General features: G+C 40.0%; 19 protein-coding genes and 1 riboswitch. Of the genes, 1 reads left to right on the top strand and 18 read right to left on the bottom strand.

The window, feature by feature from the left end:
* Positions 1-58: 58 nt before the first annotated feature.
* The 3 genes from QNH29_RS15820 to QNH29_RS15810 form a co-directional block, all read right to left on the bottom strand.
* Complete coding sequence (locus QNH29_RS15820; RefSeq protein WP_283865650.1) at positions 59-643, bottom strand: cupin domain-containing protein; 585 nt, start codon at positions 641-643, stop codon at positions 59-61.
* A gap of 167 nt (positions 644-810) precedes the next feature.
* Positions 811-1,977, bottom strand: coding sequence for a cell division protein FtsZ (gene ftsZ, locus QNH29_RS15815; protein ID WP_283860351.1), 1,167 nt, complete (start codon positions 1,975-1,977; stop codon positions 811-813).
* A gap of 576 nt (positions 1,978-2,553) precedes the next feature.
* The gene (locus QNH29_RS15810) at positions 2,554-2,724 is read right to left on the bottom strand and encodes a hypothetical protein (protein WP_283860350.1); all 171 of its coding nucleotides are present in this window, start codon (positions 2,722-2,724) and stop codon (positions 2,554-2,556) included.
* 369 nt (positions 2,725-3,093) lie between these two features.
* Here QNH29_RS15810 and QNH29_RS15805 point away from each other — a divergent pair, with 369 nt between their 5' ends.
* Positions 3,094-3,648, top strand: coding sequence for a DUF3967 domain-containing protein (locus QNH29_RS15805; protein WP_283860349.1), 555 nt, complete (start codon positions 3,094-3,096; stop codon positions 3,646-3,648).
* 30 nt (positions 3,649-3,678) lie between these two features.
* Here QNH29_RS15805 and QNH29_RS15800 read toward each other — a convergent pair whose 3' ends face one another.
* The 15 genes from QNH29_RS15800 to thiW all read right to left on the bottom strand — a co-directional run bounded on the left by QNH29_RS15800 (position 3,679) and on the right by thiW (position 20,016).
* The gene (locus QNH29_RS15800) at positions 3,679-4,602 is read right to left on the bottom strand and encodes a patatin-like phospholipase family protein (protein ID WP_283860348.1); all 924 of its coding nucleotides are present in this window, start codon (positions 4,600-4,602) and stop codon (positions 3,679-3,681) included.
* Positions 4,603-4,679: 77 nt separating this feature from the next.
* Positions 4,680-5,114, bottom strand: coding sequence for a hypothetical protein (locus QNH29_RS15795; protein ID WP_283860347.1), 435 nt, complete (start codon positions 5,112-5,114; stop codon positions 4,680-4,682).
* A 256-nt stretch (positions 5,115-5,370) separates the two neighbouring features.
* A complete protein-coding gene (locus QNH29_RS15790; protein WP_283860346.1) occupies positions 5,371-5,823 on the bottom strand; it encodes a DMT family transporter in 453 nt (150 codons plus the stop codon).
* Between the two features lie 263 nt (positions 5,824-6,086).
* Positions 6,087-7,040: an MBL fold metallo-hydrolase gene (locus QNH29_RS15785; RefSeq protein ID WP_283860345.1), complete on the bottom strand. Its 954-nt coding sequence runs from the start codon at positions 7,038-7,040 to the stop codon at positions 6,087-6,089.
* Between the two features lie 387 nt (positions 7,041-7,427).
* Positions 7,428-9,005, bottom strand: a complete 1,578-nt coding sequence (locus QNH29_RS15780) for a SagB family peptide dehydrogenase (RefSeq protein WP_283860344.1) — start codon at positions 9,003-9,005, stop codon at positions 7,428-7,430.
* A 23-nt stretch (positions 9,006-9,028) separates the two neighbouring features.
* Positions 9,029-10,975 carry a TOMM precursor leader peptide-binding protein gene (locus QNH29_RS15775; RefSeq protein WP_283860343.1) on the bottom strand — a complete coding sequence of 649 codons (1,947 nt, stop codon included), beginning with the start codon at positions 10,973-10,975 and terminating at the stop codon, positions 9,029-9,031.
* Positions 10,972-12,891: a putative thiazole-containing bacteriocin maturation protein gene (locus QNH29_RS15770; RefSeq protein ID WP_283860342.1), complete on the bottom strand. Its 1,920-nt coding sequence runs from the start codon at positions 12,889-12,891 to the stop codon at positions 10,972-10,974. The genes QNH29_RS15775 and QNH29_RS15770 overlap by 4 nt, the downstream gene beginning before the upstream one ends.
* Before the next feature lie 170 nt (positions 12,892-13,061).
* The gene (locus tag QNH29_RS15765; protein ID WP_283860341.1) at positions 13,062-13,406 is read right to left on the bottom strand and encodes a heterocycloanthracin/sonorensin family bacteriocin; all 345 of its coding nucleotides are present in this window, start codon (positions 13,404-13,406) and stop codon (positions 13,062-13,064) included.
* Positions 13,407-13,674: 268 nt separating this feature from the next.
* On the bottom strand, positions 13,675-14,445 hold the full coding sequence (locus QNH29_RS15760; protein ID WP_283860340.1) for a 3-oxoacyl-ACP reductase: 771 nt from the start codon (positions 14,443-14,445) through the stop codon (positions 13,675-13,677).
* Positions 14,446-14,454: 9 nt separating this feature from the next.
* Positions 14,455-15,453, bottom strand: a complete 999-nt coding sequence (locus QNH29_RS15755) for an ABC transporter substrate-binding protein (RefSeq protein ID WP_283860339.1) — start codon at positions 15,451-15,453, stop codon at positions 14,455-14,457.
* 13 nt (positions 15,454-15,466) lie between these two features.
* Positions 15,467-16,210: an ABC transporter permease gene (locus QNH29_RS15750; protein WP_283860338.1), complete on the bottom strand. Its 744-nt coding sequence runs from the start codon at positions 16,208-16,210 to the stop codon at positions 15,467-15,469.
* Positions 16,207-16,950, bottom strand: coding sequence for an ABC transporter ATP-binding protein (locus QNH29_RS15745; RefSeq protein WP_283860337.1), 744 nt, complete (start codon positions 16,948-16,950; stop codon positions 16,207-16,209). The genes QNH29_RS15750 and QNH29_RS15745 overlap by 4 nt, the downstream gene beginning before the upstream one ends.
* A gap of 10 nt (positions 16,951-16,960) precedes the next feature.
* Positions 16,961-18,409 carry an acyl-CoA reductase gene (locus QNH29_RS15740; protein WP_283860336.1) on the bottom strand — a complete coding sequence of 483 codons (1,449 nt, stop codon included), beginning with the start codon at positions 18,407-18,409 and terminating at the stop codon, positions 16,961-16,963.
* On the bottom strand, positions 18,409-19,491 hold the full coding sequence (locus QNH29_RS15735; protein WP_283860335.1) for a LuxE/PaaK family acyltransferase: 1,083 nt from the start codon (positions 19,489-19,491) through the stop codon (positions 18,409-18,411). The genes QNH29_RS15740 and QNH29_RS15735 overlap by 1 nt, the downstream gene beginning before the upstream one ends.
* A 15-nt stretch (positions 19,492-19,506) precedes the next feature.
* Positions 19,507-20,016, bottom strand: coding sequence for an energy coupling factor transporter S component ThiW (gene thiW / locus QNH29_RS15730; protein WP_283860334.1), 510 nt, complete (start codon positions 20,014-20,016; stop codon positions 19,507-19,509).
* 69 nt (positions 20,017-20,085) lie between these two features.
* Positions 20,086-20,193, bottom strand: a riboswitch (TPP riboswitch).
* Positions 20,194-20,341: the final 148 nt, after the last annotated feature.

Raw genomic sequence — 20,341 nt, 5'->3', positions numbered from 1 at the left:
ATCAGTTTAATTTTATATAGTTTATAATATTCTGTTTAGCTTTTTTCCTACTACTTTGTTAGCTATGGTTTTCTTCAGCAGCTATTGCTTCTGCTTTTGTTTTATGAACAGTACCAAATGGGTGCTGTGGTGGTGCGTAGATAGAATAAAGCTTGAGTGGTTTATTCCCTGTATTGGTTATATTGTGCCATTTACCAGCAGGTACCATGATGGCAAAATCATCTGAGACCCTTTCTTGAAACGTTAAGTTATCTTTTGCATCACCCATTTGAACGATTCCATGGCCTTCTTCAATGCGGAAGAATTGATCCAAATTTGGGTGAACTTCTAGACCGATATCATCCCCAACGTCAATACTCATCAAGGTTACTTGAAGATGACTTCCTGTCCAAAGGGCGGTACGAAATGTATTGTTTTGTTTCGTAGCCTCATTAATATTTACAGCAAACGGTTCTTTTCCGTAATCTTTTATTTCTACGTTTCGTACCTCAATAATCGGATGCCAATGACGATATGGTTGTGCGCAGTCAAACTCGTCTGTGTAGCCGCCATACATGGTTTGTCTTTCTTGGTTATAGATTGGAACGCTGTCATAATAAGGATCTTGATATGGATAGGGGTACATATAAGGAACATAGTACATACTGCTCATTCCCTTCGAGATTTATCCCGTTATCATATTCTTTTTGAATAAGGAATGTAACTAGTTCCCTACAACAATTTAAATTGAATGTATGGATAAAGGAAATTTGACCAAAATAAGCAGCCCATATCTGTTAAACTTTTCCCTTATTCTGACAAGATCCTATATTAATAGGAACGAAGACGATTTCTTCGATTACGTAAAAAAGCTGGTATATCCTGATTTTCTCCTAGTTCATCTGATGACGGAATATAGTCTAGAACTTCTTCAAAATGGATAATTGGCTCAGGTTCTTGATATCGTATACGTTGTTCCCTTTGATTATGACGCGGCGTTTCCTCTATGGCTGGCTGTGTAGAATGTTGGACAACGGTTTCCTCTTTCTCCGAGAAACCCGTAGCAATAACGGTTACAATAATTTCATCTTCTAAATTTTCATTAATAACGGAACCAAAAATCATATTTAAATCCTCGTTGGCTGATGATGCAACGATTTCTGCTGCCTCCTGTACTTCAAACAAACTTAAATTATTGCCCCCCGTTATGTTCATAATCACTCCATGAGCTCCATTGATAGAGGTTTCCAATAAAGGACTATTTAAAGCTTTTTCCGCTGCTTCTATTGCACGATTATTCCCTTTTGCAATTCCAATACCCATTAAGGCCGTTCCTTTATGCGACATAACGGTTTTCACGTCTGCGAAATCAAGGTTAATTAAACCAGGCACTGCAATTAAATCAGAAATACCTTGAACACCTTGGCGAAGAACGTTATCCGCTTCCCGGAAGGCTTCAATCATCGGTGTTTTTTTATCGACAATTTCCAATAAGCGATCATTTGGAATAATGATTAATGTATCTACTGCTTCCCTCATTTCGCTTATTCCATTTTCTGCGTTTACGGCACGCTTGTGGCCTTCGAATTTGAAAGGACGCGTTACCACTCCAATCGTCAACGCACCAAGCTTTCGGGCAATTTTCGCAATCTCAGGTGCTGCACCTGTTCCCGTGCCGCCGCCCATTCCAGCGGTAACGAAAACCATGTCAGCCCCTTTTAATACTTCTTCAATCTGATGTTTACTTTCCTCCACAGCTTTTCTACCTATTTCAGGATTAGCTCCGGCACCTAAACCCCTTGTTAAGTTGGAACCGATTTGCATTTTAATTGCTGCACTTGATTGTTTGATCGCTTGTGAATCCGTATTGACGGCGATAAATTCGACACCGCCAACTCCATCCTCAATCATACGATTTACCGCGTTGTTTCCCCCGCCGCCTACACCGATTACTTTAATCGTGGCTAATTGGTCCATACTTGTATCAAATTCTAACATGGATATTCCTCCCTGCACCCAAATCCTACTTTATGATTATTTAAATAATTAGTAGAGATACTTTTAACCCCTAAGTAAAATACTAGAAAAATAATATAGTTTTTAGTCTACGGAACATTAATTTTATTGTCTAGTTAAGTGTTACCTATTATTAAAAAAGGTCAAATGGGAAAATGCACACCCTTTTTCCATGAGAATTACAGTAATATTTTTCCTTAAAGGGGGGACAAGGTCCTGTTTATTTTCAATGTGTTTCTTTTGTTATAGGAAGTTAACAGTCTAATTACAAATTGTTTAATAACCGTCGGTTCGACAAATTTTGAAAATTCGCTTGTTTATAATGGCTTTATATCTTAGAAGAAGGAAGTTAAGGAGGTAATATGGCGGAAATATTGCTTTATCTAGGTACATATCTCACCGTTACTCTTGCTGTTGGCTGGTTGATTACAATTGGTTTTGATTTATTTGTAAAGTAAAACAACCTGCTTTCCTTTAAATGCAAATTATTTATTATGATAACACCAAAAAGGCATCTGAAGAGTCAGATGCCTTTTGGCCTTAATTTAAGTACAATAATTAAACTGCTTGCTTAATAGTTTGTTTATGATTCGCAGACATATATTGAAGTTGAGATTCTAATTGAGCTAAATCTTCTTGATCTTTCTCTTTAAGTCGATCGAAAATAACAACAGTAATGTAATAAGAACCTATAAAATAACTGATACACATTAACCAAGTAAGAAACATTGTATTTCCCCCTTTGTCATTATCATAATGTTATTTTAAGGGATTCACCCTCCGTTCTGATGTGATTTATATCACGATAAGAGAGAATTTTTTGTATTAGTTTTTAGGGTGATTTTGATTTAGTTGCGGATAGCCGGAATTAGTTGTGGATAGCTGGATTTAGTTGCGGATAGGCAGGAATTAGTTGCGGAAAGCCGGATTTAGTTGCGGAGGACTGAAATTAGTTTCGGATAACCATGGTTCAAGTATTTAACCGTCTACATACAAATCGTTAATTATCTGTTGGTTCGACAAAATCTTAATTATCACTTGTTATAATGACCTTATCTATATATTTTAAAAAATTGATTGAAATAGAGGAGGCATTTTATGACGGAACTACACTCCCCTAGTCATGTACAAGAATTGCTTAGCATAGATAGCAATACATTACGGAAGTATGCTACGCTGCTAGAAGGACACGGTTATCACATTCACCGAAATAGCAGAGGGCACCGTGGCTATTTTGAACAGGATATTAACGCCCTTCGCAAATTGAAAGATTATATCAGGAAAGATGGTATGACCTTGGAACTTTCAGTCCAAGCCTTAATGACCTCGATTTCTGATGAAAATAAAGCAATCACCATTACGAATGACAATCTTGCATTAACTGAACCAGACAAAGAAATGTCGCTGAATGGTGAGTTTAATGAATTAATGGAACGGATAGAAAATTTAGAGCGAATTAACATGGATCTAATCAAACTTCTAAAGGAGAAGGCTGTACGGGAAGCGTATGTAGAAGATAAAATGAACCAAATCTTAAAGTATGTGGAACGGACAGAGCAACTGTTAGAGGAACGTAGTAATTTCATGTTGGAAGAAACAAAAAGGCAGATTGCAGCTGCACAGCAAAAGAAATGGTGGCAATTTTGGAAATAAAAAACGGCATTCTTTATTGAATGGCGTTTTCTATCTCCCTTTCTCTATTCGTTCTAATCTATTGGCCTTATGTTGTTCAAAATCCCACCCAGCTAAAAACTTCTTTGTGGAAGTATAGCCTGAATGAAAGAGAAAATCGATTTCCTCCTCATTCAGTTTAAAATCAGTTGCGTGAATGTCCCCTATCGGAATTTTTATTGTACGCTCTAGTGTAGCTTCGTTCATATGCCGTAAGTCATGTGCTTGAAGCATCGTTTTAAATATATTTTTAAAAAGATGCAGCGGCGTGGGTATTACTGGGTCTATACTAACTTTGTCTTTTACAAAACGAAAGCCGAAGGTTGGAAACCTAGGGTTTGGCGTATCAAAAATCCAAATGGGGAAATTACTCAGCAAACCGCCATCTAATATGTAAGATTTGTTACGATCTTTTGATTTCCAAATAACTGGACGGAAGAAAAATGGGATTGATGCACTCATCATTACCGCGGTTGAAACCTTCAAATCTGCAGGTGTCATTCGATAGCGCACTAAATCATCCGGCAAAATAAGCATTTTGCCATTCGAAACATCAGAAGCGATGACTTTTAACTTTCCATCTGGAAGATCTGCAAATGTTTTTATCCCCTTTTTTAAAAGAAGTGAATCAACCCATTCTTCTAAATAATCATTTTTATAGATACCAAGATTAAACATCAATTCAAGTAAACTGCCGATAATGGGAATTCGATTCATGAACGTCCTGCCGCGAAGCTTAGAAAAATCCAGTTCACTCAGGTGCTTTCTAATTTCATAGCTTTTATAGCCGCTGGCCAGAAGAGCAGCGATTACGGCTCCAGCTGAGGTTCCAGCTATTCTTTGCCATTCAACCTTTTCCTCTTCCATTGCTTGGATGGCTCCGACAAAAGCAATTCCCCTTGCTCCACCACCTTCGAAAACAGCGTCTGCCTTCATCCTTTACACCTCACGTACTGTGACATAAATTTTAAAATACTAGGTTCTTTCACGCAAAGTTTACAAAAAACGAATAATTATATATTGGTAAGTTGACCATGTACTAGGTCTTTATCTAATTCACGTACTAGATCATATGACTGTAATAATTGTTCAGGCACCAATGTTCTCCCATACCCCCAAGCATTCCTTTCTATTTCCATTTTAAGCTTTGCTATTTCGTAGTCTTCTCCGTACATTAAGGTTCGTAAATCATATTTGTTTTTCTTATAATCCAAATAATATCCAATCACATGATAAAGAATAATCTTAACCAAGTTTTCATCTGTCTCTTTAATTCTAATTTTATTAATATAACCATTAACTTGAAGGTAATTAAATTTTATTGTGTTAGTTGAAACGTTAAAACTCATAGGCACAGTGAGTTTATTGTTAATTTCATAATTTATATCTAATTTGTGCTTTTCTAAAGTTTCATCAATGATTTTCTCAATATTTCTGATATAAAGCATAATTCACACTTCCCTTTAACTGTATGCGTTTACTATCTGAATTTTCCTATACTATTCTATTTTACAAATAGGAATTAAAACTATAAAGCTATAATACCAAAATTTAATAAGTACATAATAAAACAAATCTTGGTACCTATAAAGCCACTGGCGAATTGGGGAATAATCCCTAAACATAAATAAAAGCATCCTACACCTTGGATAACCTAGACGTTCATCGGTGCGGGACACTTTTTGGTGCAAATTATTTTTTTATTTAAAACCATTTAATATTTCCTTTAAAGATTAAGAATAACGAGACAAGTAATAACGCCAAACCTGAAATGCGGTACCAATCAATTGGAATTCGTTGATTCGTAAAGATTCCAAAATGATCAAGGGTAACACTGATAAATAACTGTCCAACAATGACTGCCGTGATGGCTGAGGCTACGCCAATTTTTGGTACAATGGCTACCATAATAGAGACATAAGCAACTCCAAGCGCTCCACCTAACAGCTGCCATTTCGGTACGTTCGTTACTTTTAATAAATCCCCTTTCCCTGCAAAAATAACGAGTAATAAGAGAATAATTGTTCCAATAAAAAAGGAAACAAAAGAAGCCTCTATTACTCCAATCCTTTTTCCCAACACTCCATTTATTCCAGCTTGTAATCCAATACAAGTACCGCCAATAATGGCTAATAATAAATAAAAAATCATATACATGGGTGATTCCACCTAAATCCCTATGGCAATACCAAAGGGTAGATTAATACTAATTAGTATGCTTTTAGCTGAATGACTAATACATTATCGTAAATCTTGTTTAAAAAAGGACGTGATGTGACATAGGGACAGGTCCTTCGTCCCACTCCTTATTCTCTTTTGCACGAGCTGCAATTACCTTATCTCTGGAGAGAACTATTCTAAAACGAGGTCTACGTATATATATTCCTTTTGTTGTAATGAACTGGACAATATTATGTTTACTATTTACTATCGCGCTTATAATACAATTTCCCGTTTCTCAGGATACTATGTAATTTTCCACTCTTTTCAAGGTAAATAAGCCGTGCAATGGTTGCCATTAGTGGAGGAAAGAATTTGGGAGCAGAGAGAGTCCCGTAAATGTCCTGACAAACTTGCCACGCCGTTTTTTCTTCGTTCCCAACAATATTTAAAATTTGCTGTAAGCGAAATTGGTGACTCTTTATCATTTCATCTACACGATCATTAAGGTTGTAAATCAGTTCACCATGACCAGGAAGTGCCAGTTTCGTAGAATATGCTTTTAATTTTTCCAACGAGGAAAAGTTATCTTTTATTGGATTTTCATCGTTCTCGGTCCATGGTGCAATGATCGGTGAAAGTCCACCTAACACATGATCTCCTGTCAACATCACCTGCTGATTCTGATTATAGAAACAGAAGTGGTCATAAGAATGTCCTGGAGTCCAGATCGTGTTATACGTTACGTTCCCTAACTTGATCAATTGTTGGTTTTCAAACACACCATCCGGTTCAAATTCATAGGCATCAGCTTCTGAATTACCAATATTTTGAGAGATTTCGGGGCAATCATGTGATCTTAAGAAATTGTGAAGCCAATTGACTCTCTTATGGTTTCGCTTTCTCTGTAATTCTTGATAACCTAGACTTGAAATAAATACAGGAACGCGATAATGGTCCTGAAACCATTTAGCTAGTCCACAATGATCTGGATGGGCATGTGTTAAAACTAATTTTTCAACAGTGATTCCCGAGGCTAACGTTTTCTCCCAAAGTTCGATCGATTCTTTTGCCTTACTACCTGTATCGACAATCGTAAAGCCGTTTTCTCCTCGAAATAAATAACTGTTCATTTCAAACATTCCAAACGGATACCGAACAACTAGTTGATAGATTTCCTCCGAGATTTTAGTTAGCGTTGGGTACTGGTCCATCTATTAGAACCTCCTCTATCTTAAGTATAGGATTTGTTACGGTCTTTTAATGAGTATGATTATCGCATATTCGTTTATGGACCGAATAACAGGCAATACCTAATTCATTTAATCGATCTTATAACTTTAATAATTGCTCTGGCAAGCATTCGTTTCTATGTGAAGATTACTTTTGTCTATTTCGTGGTCTTCACTATACTTCAGCGTCCTTTAGAAATGTTTGTTTTTCTTAATATTATGTAAAAACATAACGACATTTCTATGTTCCAATAGAAATGCCGTTTTTTTGAGATTCGAGCTACTTTACAAAGGTGAGCTTTATTTTGTTGAGCCTTTTGTTTTATTGAACTAGGAAATTTCCTACTTTGCTATTAATAAGTAAAGCTATTAATTACACAAACCACCCAATAACCAAGGACGATGTCGATAGGGACCAATCGGAATTTGAATTAAGCTGGTTTTTCCTTGTGGTTCCATCCTGTAAACTTCATCACACAGGTTGGAATCATATCCGAGGAGAGGGTGCCCTCCCATTCCAATTGCTCCTGCCGATAATAGTAATCGTTGCACGAGCATACCTGCCTCCATTTGTTGGATTCGATATCCTCTGTATCCAAGTGTTGTTTTATAGTAATCCCTAACTCCTGTGACATGTATGCAGAGTGGTACTTGGAGCAAATTTACATTATATAACGACATACCAGATTGCAGCAGGAGTCGATGATCTCCGAGATGGACCGGACGTAATGCATGAGCAGTGCTGTTATATTCATACGCACCATTAGGAATTCCTTCAACATTATACAAACAGACATTCAGCGAGACACGGTGCCCATGCTTCTGATGGACAGCCTCCAAATCATTTCGATACAAAAAGGAATTTGTTGCCTCGTGTAGCAGATTTGCCAGCTCGATTTGACTTACCTTTCCCAATATGAAATCCATATCTGGAGAAAATCGGGCTCTACAAACTGATCCCAGATCATACGACAGCCTCTCCACATGAGGCAGAGCTACAGATTGACCCTCACAAATCACATTTTCCTTCGCCTCGATCAACGTAAACATTGTTGTAGATTCCAACATGGACACTTCATTTAACTTGGTTAACATCGGATACTCTTTAACCCACTGTGACTTTACATAGTGGTCGGGCTGAATCAATTTTAATTCTTGGCACAACCCCGAAGCAGAAACCATTCTGTCCTTTTCACTCCCGTTGGCTGACCAAATGGTTGATTCCACCGATAGCGGAATTACCGCATACACGCTCTCTTCTTTTTCGTTTATTCCAAGCAAATGATTCATGGCCCGATCAAGAAATTGGAAGTATACGCCAGATTCGAAACCAAACACTTTCGATACTTCCAATAATTGACCGATTAAGACTCCCGCATCCAATCCTTGCAATCGGTAAGAAAAGTTATTGTATTTGAAAAAATTTTTCCAAAACATGGTCGAAACAAAAACCGTTCCAAAACATGCTGGAATCTCACAACGATTACCAAGTGCCCTGGCAATATAGGAATCGAAATTTCCTTCCCGCAATAAAACTAAGCGATGGTGTGCCACATCATAATGATACACGCCAGCTGGTAAATCCTCGATTTTCAAATATACGTATAATTCGTTTGGATACAGTGCTCCACCCGAGGGAGCAAACCTCCTGTTTGATTGCATTCGTTCTGTTGTTTGTTCTGAAGGATCCAAGTTAAAGAGCATTTGGCTAAATTGAGTAAGGCCATAAACATACCAAAGGAAATGCCCCATTTGACGCAGGTCAGGCAGTAAGGGTTGTTTCTGTCCTTCAAGTGTCAGTGGTACTTCTAAAGATAATGGGACCACAGGCAATCCCCGGTATAGTTTATAAGGAAGTGGTCCATCTTCCCAATCCACTTCCCAATTTGGCACGTTGGCCTTTTCAATATCAAAATGTAAATGGTGCAGAAACTCATCTAGAATCATACGCTATCCTCCTAGTGATGCGCTTATGGAAACGGATGAGGATGTGGATTTAGCTGTTCGGCTGTCAGTGGTTCAATTGAATATCCTAGTTCCATAGGGACCCTGAACACCCTCTCGAGCCCTGTTACACGAGTAAGGTGATGTCCGAATGTCATTGGCAGCATCCCCGGTATAAGTACTTTTACACAATAGAGTCCGTTTCGGATTGTCTCTGGTGCTGTCTGGTCAACCACAATCACATTGAGGTTTAATCGGCGAAAAACTTGAAGAATATCCTGAAGATCCTCGGTAAGATCTAAATGGTTTGACTTCCACTGAAATTCCTCGTGAAATGGTCGTAATGGGCGATTTTCGTCGAGCAAAAACTGCAGGCGCTCCTCTGCTTGCGGCAAACCGTACAGCATGCCATGGTCATCCATTTGTTGTACTAAGGAAGAATCCTGCAACATTCGTACATACTCCTCCTGGTTCTTCTCTAATTTCTCATCCAATGACAGCATCATACCCGCTAACTCGTGAACGGCAGTTTTCACTGCCCGTACCGGGTCTAAATGAGCTCCAGCCGCACAGATAAGGTTCATTCCTTTTTCCTTTCTGTTTTTCGCTATTGCCATAATACTGGGAATTCCGTGCTCCATTGTAGAGTTATATAAATATAGGTCATATCCCGCGACCGTACGCATCCGTTCAATCATTAACATCAGTTCTTGGTCATCTATGGAGTCTGGGTCAAGACGCGGGAGTGACATCTGCGCGTACCAAGTCATTAGGAACGAATCACGTTCCACCACTTCTAAAATTCCGTAAAAAATGGCCTCTTCGAGACTTCCTCCCAACGCACATCCATTGGAGGTTTCATAGACAAATCCTCTTGAACACCCTCCCAAACTGTAATACGCAAGCAGCTCTGGAACCAGAATCGGACGCTCCTGCAAAAACGAATATCCCCATACCCAATCAATCGGGCGATCTGGATCAAATTCTATAAATGGAAAACCTGGTCTCTCATACTGTTCTTTTGCGTGTACACCCACCTCGATTGGATTAAGTGCTTGATTTTTCAAATTGTTAAAACTGTCATAGACCACTGTCCGTTTGCCGCGAGGTTCTAGTCCGCAGTACCGCTCCAATCCTTCCAAAATGGCCGTTAATTCACTTACCGCGAAGGAATTAGTCCGTCCTGCTGTTCCCTCGTCCCCTTCGAACAAAGGCAAATTAACACCTACATCAGCAAATGTATGCACGAGGTTAACCATTTTATCATTCATAATGCCTGTTCGAGGATCAAGATAGTCATTAACGAGAACGTTAGAAAAGTCAAGTAATGAACGGCTGCGATAACTTCTGCTATTAACCTTAGGACTTTCCTGCATTGTTATTTGAGCCAAGGCTGGTGAATCGTCAGGTAATTGACTACATACCTCACACAAGGCGACTGGCAGAACCCGGTGCCAGGAACTCTTCAATGTTCTCAGATTGATGATACAAATCTTTCCTTCAGAGTTAGCTTGTTCTCCCTGCATAATTCTTTGTACTTCAGCCCCTATCAAGTGGGCAATCTGTAATATTCCCGAGCGCGTTGCCCATGCTTCCTGCTGAATTCCTCCCGATAACTCCAACCCCTTTTGCATCTTCCACGCCTCTGTGCGATCACGTGCTGTAATATGACGCCGCAATTCAGCACATTGAGAGCATCCTGATATACCAGGTTGAACCAAAGGACCTACAATCCCCTCTCCAAAAGCTACAAAGCCTCGGAGCCAAGGAGTGTTGGTTTGGTGAAACAACTCTTCAGCTTTTTGATGAACCTTAGGACTCCAGGCATCATGTAAAACCAATGCCAAATCAATCCTTCCCGGTACGATTGCTCCGAAATCGGTTTGGCGAAATACCAAGTATTGAGATGACAGTTCTTCACACATGTGGTCTGCCAGCAGCCCTTCTCCTACAACCAATACGACAGCACTCACCTTAATCCCTCCTCCTGAACCAACACCCCAAATACCCCTGCCAATCCCTCATTCAAAAAAGGTTCAAGTCCTAGTTCAAACACCAAGAGTTGCTTTCCGTTCTGTTTCAAGATTTTCATAGCAGTCAGCAAGTCCTCCGATTGTATCCTCTCTTCACAAGCAGGAATGTCAACGTTTAGCGGCACTTTTTCATCAAAAAGCAAGGACGAAATCTCCAAAGACCTGGCAGTAACGATTTCTTGTTCATTTTGGATCTTGATAAGTGCTTGTTGTAGGGCATTTCGTAATGCCCTAGTAATATTCAAATCAACACTGCCATACCATCCATCTTCTGAACCAATCCACACCACAGGGAATCCTGATACTTCTTCGCCTACCCCTATAGTTGGTGCTCCCTGCAGCATAGTCAGTGCCTGCAAATAAAACCGACAGCGTTCATCTTCTACCGTACTCAATTGTACCCGAGAAACGGTATATTTCTCTTCAAGGGTTTGTTGGATTAACTCTTCGTCCAAACATCTTTGCAATCCTCTACAAACACTTTCCGCTAACGTTTCACCAGCTCCAACCTCAACTTCATGAGGAAGGTCGAACAAACCGACAAGTTGTGAAACATACGCTTCAATACCTGACAAACCTGCTTCCCGTCTTGCCTCCTCATGTGTAAGACCTGATAAGACAATATCTCCAAATAGTTCGGGTGGCCCAGCTGCCAACGGGTTGAATACCTGAACTCGACATTGAGCTAACGGCAGCTGCCCTAAATTCCCCTCCTCCCATAAATGGAAAATCCCTGTTACCTTTGATGTCAACTGGTTGAAGTAAAGAAGTAATTTACCTGGATCTCCGCTCTCCATGTCATCTGCTACTCGTAAATCAATATCTTCTACCAATCTAGCTGTTTGCTGTCCTGTTACCAGTGGATGAGGCATAAACGAATTCCAGTTTCCTTCTAACGTTTCCAAATCTAGAAGATAGAATTGATTCTTCTGTTCCTTTTGGGACACACCCGTAACGTCTTTAAACAACTCAAATACGATAACATTAGCTAATATTGCTCCGGCTGTGGGAGAGAAATCGGATAAGGGTTGGTCTTTGAAGAGAGCCGATTGGTGAATTCGTCGCCATGCAGACTCCCAGCACCCTTCTGAGTCTGGATACACTAACGGACCCGCTATACCAACCTGTTCTAAGCAAATAGCAGGGAGAAACACTTTACCCTCTTCCCTGCTAACCTTATGTAGAAGCCGGAGTTCCTCTACATCGTCCTTTTGTGACACATACAAAATATAGTCAAATGGTCTTATAATCTCCTGCCAGGAATTTTCCCCTTGCTGGTTTAGTGTGACCTCTTCGATCTCCACTTCAGCGTCTGTTTTACGTGTATGTTCCTCAAGTTCCATCAACCGCCTTCTATTTGTATGAACACTGTCATTGATTAGCATATGGAACTTGGGCAACCCAGAATTAAGTAAGGAAGAAATCAATGAAACAAAAAATGGACCAGAGCCAACTGCCAACACTTTTGCCTGCCGATAGGTCTGAAAACGAAACGCTCCCGAATCAACCAAATTGTCAACAAATTCAATTTGAGATGCATACTTTTTTAGAACCGGTTCCTTCAATTGATGTGAACGATCTTGGCTAACATCCCGAGCAAACCCATTTCGATATAGTGCCTCTGCAATTTCAAACACTCTATCACGGTATGGAATAGGCAAACCGTTTGTCAAATACTCCAAGGTATACTCGCCATTAAACATTGGTATCAGCTTTTCAACCCATTGATCGATCATACTGCCTTCCATACGAAATGAGCTTACATTGTTTCGAAAATACACACCACTGTTGGAATCGGGGAGAAAAAACGTGTCCCTTTTCACTTTCAGACGCATAGAAGGGTTCATATTCGTCATTGCGCTCCTCCTTAGCCGAAGCTTTTTCTCATTTTTATTTATCATCACTATTATCTTATGTATCTCATTTTGTCCCTTATGTTAATTGTTATAGAGAAAAGCCCCTACAATTGTAGGGGCTCTTCTCCTCTTCAGATGGAACCGGAGTTTTCATTATAAACCGAAAACGATCAACCGCCGCAACGATGGCCTCCACCACCACAACGATGTCCGCCTCCGCAATTATGGCCTCCGCAGCGATGACCTCCGCCGCAATTATGGCAGCGATGTCCACCACAATTATGAAAGCAATTATGGAAGCAATTAAAGCAGTTAAAACAGCTAAAGCAACTAAAACAACTAAAACATCGATGGAAACCACCAATACCGCCAAAACCGCCAATACCACCAATACCGCCAAAACCACCAAATCGAGTAGGATCAGTATAATACGAGCTTGGGTCATAAGGAACTGCCTGGGTTGCTTGGAAATCTCCAAGACTTAATCCCTGGAGTTGACTTTGGAAATCATTCATTTTTAAATACCTCCTTATATATTTAAAAAAGGGCAGCAGCAACTTGTAAAAAGGCACAGAACAAACAAAAAAAATAGGTAAATACCGCTATACCTTCCCCAACAAAATATGTATAATGGCTGGGTATTGCTACTAATACAAAAGCCTATTTTATTGTTTCTAACCTCCAAGTTTGTGATATGATGTTCCTCGGATAAATAGGAAAAGAGGCCCAGCGATGGGCCCCTTTATTCTATAAACATTTACATAAGCTTTTCCTTAGAGTGATTTAACTCATGACCAACCCGCCATCGACTAAAAGTGTCTGCCCTGTCATAAACTGACTCCATTCCGAGGATAAGAACAAGACGGGTCCTACAATATCCTCCGGTTGAGCAATTCGTCTTAGCGGAGTTTGAGCAATAATCATTTCTTTTACTTCATCTTTTGTCTGTCGGCTTGCATCGGTTGGATACACTAAACCAGGTGCCACACAATTCACTCTAATCCCGAAGGCTCCGAGTTCAACTGACAGATTGCGGCTGAACCCGATTAGCGCTGATTTTGCGGTTGTATAGTCATGATAAGGAATGAGTGGACGTTGCACTAAGTTTGTAACGATATTAACAATGCTTCCCTTCGTTTGTTTTTTCATTAAGGGGACGGCTTGTTCACATACATAATAAGTTGATTTCAATGCTCCATCCATTTGTTCTTGATAGTCTTCCCACTTTATTTGTGAGAACATTTTTCGTGTATCTGGATTAAAGACATAGGATTTAAAGGCATTATTAACGACAACATCTAATTTTCCTACTTCGAGTTCAATTTGCTCCATCATCCGTTTAACGTCAGATTGAGATGATACATCTGCTTGAATCGCCCAAGCATCACCACCAAGCTCAAGACATGAGTTAACTGTTTTATTTGCAGCCTCCTTATTTTGAAGGTAATTAACAATCACTGTCGCCCCTTCAGCTGCAAAACCTTTTGCGATGGCTGCACCGATTCCTCTGCTTGAACCTGTAACAAGTACGGTTTTATTCTGAAATTTTTTCACATGCTCCTCCTATTTCACAAAGTCTTCAACGTTAACATCTGACATATGTAACTCTTTTTCGATTAGACCCAATTTTTTATAGATATCAGCACCCTGCTGTAAGATATCCATTTCTAATGCACCCAATCCCCTTTCGCTTGTTGCCGGCGAAATACTAGCGTCGTTTCGCAGTTTAATAATCTCTAAATTATGTTTTTCATCCTTGCCATCAATCGCATGTTTTACGGCTAAAGCAGCCGCTTCCTCTGGTTCTTTGATCATCCATTCCGCACTTTTTTGATAAGCTTCAACAAACTTTTTCAGAATATCCTTTTTCTCATTGTATGTTTTTTCGGTTACCACAAAAATATCACTTGGGATATTAAGATAATCTTTAACCTCAAGTACATTGACGTCCGCCAATCCCTTTTCTTTTGCCGTTATTAAGCCAGTGTCAGTTGCAGCCGTTGCATCGACCTGACCCTGCATCAGCGGGGCAAAATTCAAAAGACCTGTTTCAACAATGGTTACATCCTTTTCTGTAAGGCCAGCTTGGTTTAACAGAACAAGAAGATTTTGTCTAGTACCACTGGAAAGACTATATACGCCGATCTTCTTCCCTTTTAGGTCCTCTGGTTTGTAGATATTACTTTCCTTTAAAGAAACGACATTGAATACGTTTTGGGGATAAATATTATAGATGACTTTTAGTTTCTCACCCTGATTTAACGCAAAATAGAGTGAACCAGGATCGGTAAAGGCGATATCTGCCTTACCTGAGAGAATATTTTTGATGGCATCTCCGCCTCCTGCACCTGGGATAAATTCAACTTCTAAACCTTCATTTTTAAAAAAATTCTTTTCCTCACTTACAAGAAGATTCGTTTGTTCTGAAATCGGCTGACTCCAGCTTGCGATTTTTACGTTTTCTACCGCTGTTACAGTAGCTGCCTGCTGATTATTTTTTGAACCACAAGCCGTTAATAATAATACTAAGATGAGTGCTGTAACCATTACTTTCATTTTCATTTGTAAACACTCCTTACCGCTTTTTATATTGAAACATTCTACGTTCAATGAAATAAATAATTTGATAGAGAAAGGTTCCAAGGATCGTGATTAAAATAAGGACCGAAAACATCAAGGGTGTGTCCATCATGCCTTGAGAAGCAATAATCAAAGCGCCTAATCCTTCACTGCCGCCAATAAATTCGCCCACTACAGCACCGACAACAGCTAGAACAACGGCAACCCGGAAACCCGCCATAATGCTCGGCAATCCAGCAGGTATTTTTAATTTAAACAATGTTTGCCATCTGTTTGCCCCTAACACCCGAAACAATTCTATTTTTTTAGGATCGGTGTATTGAAGTGCGGTAACGGTGTTTTCCATTAACGGGAAAAAGCAAATTAATGCCGTGATCACAACTTTTGAAGTCATTCCAAAACCAAACCATAGAATAAATAATGGTGCCAGTGCGAGTTTGGGAACAGCCTGACTAGCAATGACGTAAGGAAACAATAGTTTACGGATAAACTCGACTTCGCCCATCCATATGCCGGTAATGATACCTAACAAACTCCCGAGAAAAAGTCCGATGATAATCTCTAAACTCGTCCGAATGATATGAGGAGAATAATAACCACTCGTTAATCCATCTATCAGTGTAGCGACCACAACGGTCGGTGCCGGAAGAACTAATTCGGACATTTGCTTGGCTAGCATTTCCCAGAGTAATAGAATCAGGATGAACAATAACCAGGAATAAATTGATATTTTTTTCATCTTAATCCTCCACTAATGGCAGTCCGGATTTCCAAGCAAAGCTGACTAAACTGTCCAGAATATCGAATATCGGTTGTAAACCGATCTTGTAATTCGACTGAAAAATTTTCGATGATTCTACCTTTATCCATAACTGCAATCCTGTCTGATAAATAGACTGCTTCTGAAATATCATGGGTAACAAATAATACCGTCATTTGATGGAGTTCACAAAGCCGGAGAAAATCATCTTGAAGCTCCTCTCTTGTGATGGCATCAAGTGCCGAAAAAGGCTCATCCATGTAAAGCATGGCCGGCGTTTGAATTAGCGCTCTTGCTATGGATACTCTACTTTGCTGTCCGCCCGATAAACGAGTTGGGTATTCCTTTTTTAAATGAGATAGCCCCATTAAATTTAATAATGATTCGGCTTTTTCGACATGTTCATTTGTCACTTTATATTTAAGGGATATGGGTAAAAGAACATTATCGATTACTGATTTCCATTCCAATAGTGTTGGTGCTTGAAACACAAAGCCAATCTTTTCTGAAGGTGTTATTCTTTCACCTTGAAACAGAATGGAACCCTCATTTGGGGTTATTAATCCTGCCGCCAGCTTTAATAACGTCGTTTTTCCACAGCCGCTTTTACCTAGTAAACTGTGAAACTTTCCTTTTTCAACATCCAGATTTACGGCATCGACAATCACATTATTTTTTGCATAACTGTAAGTCACGTCTTGTAAACTCAAATAAGCCATTTCATGCCTCCTAATCGATATAAGCTGCAAAATTCTCTGCAAACTCTTCTGCTGAATGCTCTATATCAACCATTTGAACGAAATCTAGTAAATTGAACCTGCCATCATGATGCCACCCTGATTCTGGAGAAGTCATTTTACCTAGAGCAGTAATTCGTGTTACGCCTACATTCCCTAATTTTTCAGCCCATTGAAACAGTTCCTTCGGAGCTGCCGCCACACCTGCACTCTGTAAGAATTTGCGATAGGGCTGAATGTTTGGCAAAATGTCTTCTATATTATCAAAAGCAATGACTTTCACCGAACGATTTGAACAAGTTGGGGTGAATGCTGCACCCTCCTCATAAACAACAGTCCAATGATTGTCAGTTTGACCAAATACTTGTTTTGTAGTGTTGGTAAAAGAAGACACTTCTTCTTGGTTACGCCAGTGGATGCTTGCAGTCATTTCTTCTAGAGTAAGAATGCGCCTTGGGTATCGTTTTTGATAGCTTTCAAGTTCCTGTGCAAGATACTGCGCAAACTCCTCGGGTGAAACATTTCCCCCATTTTGAACATAGAAAATATGCGGGGAATAACAGCCCTGTTGATCAAATTGGATCATATCAAATGCGGCATGATGAGCGGTGGTTAATGCTTTTCGTGAGTCAAGTGCGGAGCTGCCGATTACTCCAAAACTGACTTTATGTCCGAATGGCAGGAAACGTGTGGTGACAGGGATTCTATGACTCATGGATTCTAGTGAAGTATTACTTCCATAACCGACCACCACATCCGGATACGTAAAAAACTCCTTTTCTCGTTCCTCATCTCCTCCCTTCCACCAGACGACCGCTAGGCAATCCTTGAGTTGAGGAGCAACTTCCACTAAAACCTGTGCAAACCATCCAGCAAACAAAGGCTCCGCACTCGATACCTTGCCAATGTTCCCAGACTTAACCAATAACCCTGAAATGAGACTCCATAACGGAAGTGCTGGTACATTTCCAGCCCAAACATGAAGAATTAATTCAGGTCCCACTGCTTTTGAAAAACCTCTCTTTACACGAGGTTGAAAATCATCCAGTAGCAAAGGATTGCCTAAGTCATCCACCACGAAGCGCTGCAATTCATGTTTGCGAAACTTTTTTAAGAATGATGTAAGTCCCAAGCGAATCATTTCTTCATCGTAACCCGTAACGATTGGCAGCATTCTTTCTGCTTTTTTCCGATAGGTTGAATTCCGGTCGAGCAGGACTTCTATGGCGGTGTCGATGATCGAAATAATCTCGATAATACTCATGTTTTTTAATACTTCAGTACTAGCTTGTTTAACCTTTTCTGAGACCCGTTGCATTTGCTCGATTGTAAGGAGAGGGGCTTCAACCTCGAGCGTCTCACCTTTGTTTGTAAAGGTAAGAATTTTGGAAGCTACTGCTTCTTCCCCAATATCGGGGAGATATCCAACTTTTTCTCTCATCAAATTGGACCCGTGGCTGCTTTAATAAATTCCTCAACAGCAAGTGAACAGCCCTTTGCCTCTGTTCCTTGAACCCTGCCTAAGAGAAGGAACCCCTCACAAACTTTCATGCCTAAGTCCTCGGTTAAAATAGTCGTGACAGAGTTGAAGTTTGCGAGATCACTATGGACAATTACCCCTCGTTCCCCGTCGGCCACTTCCTCACCTGTTAACGGATGTATAATTCTCGTTCTCAGCCAATGAGGACCGGACTTTACAGATGGAACCTGCTCATTACCAGAATCATAGAGTTGTGAACTTAACTCCGTCATACCGTACATATTGATACATTCTTTTCTTGGAACACCTAGTACCCTTGATAACTCATGATAGAAATCATCCAGTTCCCATTCTTTTGACTGATTTTTGTATCCGCCTGTATCTAAAATCTTGCTACCAGGCGGCAATTGGAAGCTGCGGCCGATATTCGCTAGTTCTTCGAACAGATGAACAAAACTGTACGAGGCCCCTAATAATGCATAAGGCTCACCTGAACGTTCTGCATGCTCCAATTCTTGAATAAGCTTCTCGATATCAATCCCGTTTTCCCCTAACAGATAGTGACTCTCTTCCGTGCCGAACTCTTGCTTAGCAAGTGCTAAATACCGAGCCAATGAGGAATTTGGCATTTCCTCTTCCGTCGGGAATAGAATACCCATTCGGATTTTTTCAGTTTCTTTCATAAAACGCTGTTTAAAATAGGTTTTCATTGAAAGAGTCCACACTTGTAACGTCGGATGATAGTGCTTCCCTTTCACACCCTTGGTGGTACCGCTTGTCATAAAGTAACTCTCCGCTTGTTCTGGAGGCGTACAGGTAAGAGCAACCTCTTTAAATGCATTAATCGGCACTGCTGGAATGTCCTTCCATGATTTCACCGTCCGGAGGGTCTTGCCTTTTGCCTGACAGAACTTCCGAAAAGGAAGGTTATTTGTGAACTGATAAGTGAATAGTTGTAAGGCGGTTTGATTAAATTCTTCTTCTGATAGCGAATCAGATTGTATGGTCGTAAATAGTTGATTTATGATTTGCTGCTGTTCCATGATGGTCGTTCCTTTCTATTTCAATGTCGTTCCATTTTGAGTAAATACAGCTACTTTTTTCTTTAAAAAGACAGAAAGGATAATGGCCCCAATAAGTGCACCCGCAATCGAGCTGAAAATAAATAGCGGAATAAAGCCAAACACTGCTGCTTCCTGACCCATTAAAAGTGTTGCGATTGGGTAGCAAAGGATTGCGCCAAGAATTCCCGTTCCGATAACCTCTCCGAAAAAGGCCATGTAAATCTTTCTGGTTTTCATAAAGAAAAGCCCTGCCAATAACGCACCCACCATACTTCCTGGAAATGCAAAGACTGAACCGGTCCCCATGATATTTCGTAAGATTGAGACACATAATGCCTGGGCAACGGCATAAACCGGTCCTAATAGGACGGCAGACAAAACATTCAAGAAATGCTGGATCGGAAACACTTTGGTGAAACCAATCGGGATAAAAAATAAGTTACTCGAGAGTGTGCCAATCGCGATCATCATCGCTGTCAATGTGAGTTTGTGTGTTTTTCTCATAAAAAAAATCCCTCCAAGTTTTTATAAGCACTGGGGGATCACCGTTTATCCATTATGGTTCACAGTTTATGGATGTATTCTTCACTTCCCTACGCTGGTACTACCCAGATCAGGTTCAGGGGTTTAAGACCTTTTATAGTCTAATCTCAGCCAGTTGCGGCTCCCCCAGTGCTAGTATGAAATTTTAATAGAAATCGTACTGTTGGTAAATTACATTTGGATTTGTGAATTGCTAAATTCGTTACCGCAAACCACATATATTTGTTTTGGCGGGCACGAATAGTGGGGTTTCGTTACCGTATTCCGCAAATAGTAGCTGTAACGG

This window comes from Neobacillus sp. DY30 (assembly GCF_030123065.1).
In the GTDB taxonomy this organism is placed as follows: domain Bacteria; phylum Bacillota; class Bacilli; order Bacillales; family Cytobacillaceae; genus Neobacillus.
The sequence above is the reverse complement of the archived record's forward strand: the minus strand, read 5'-3'. Positions and strand labels throughout refer to the sequence as shown.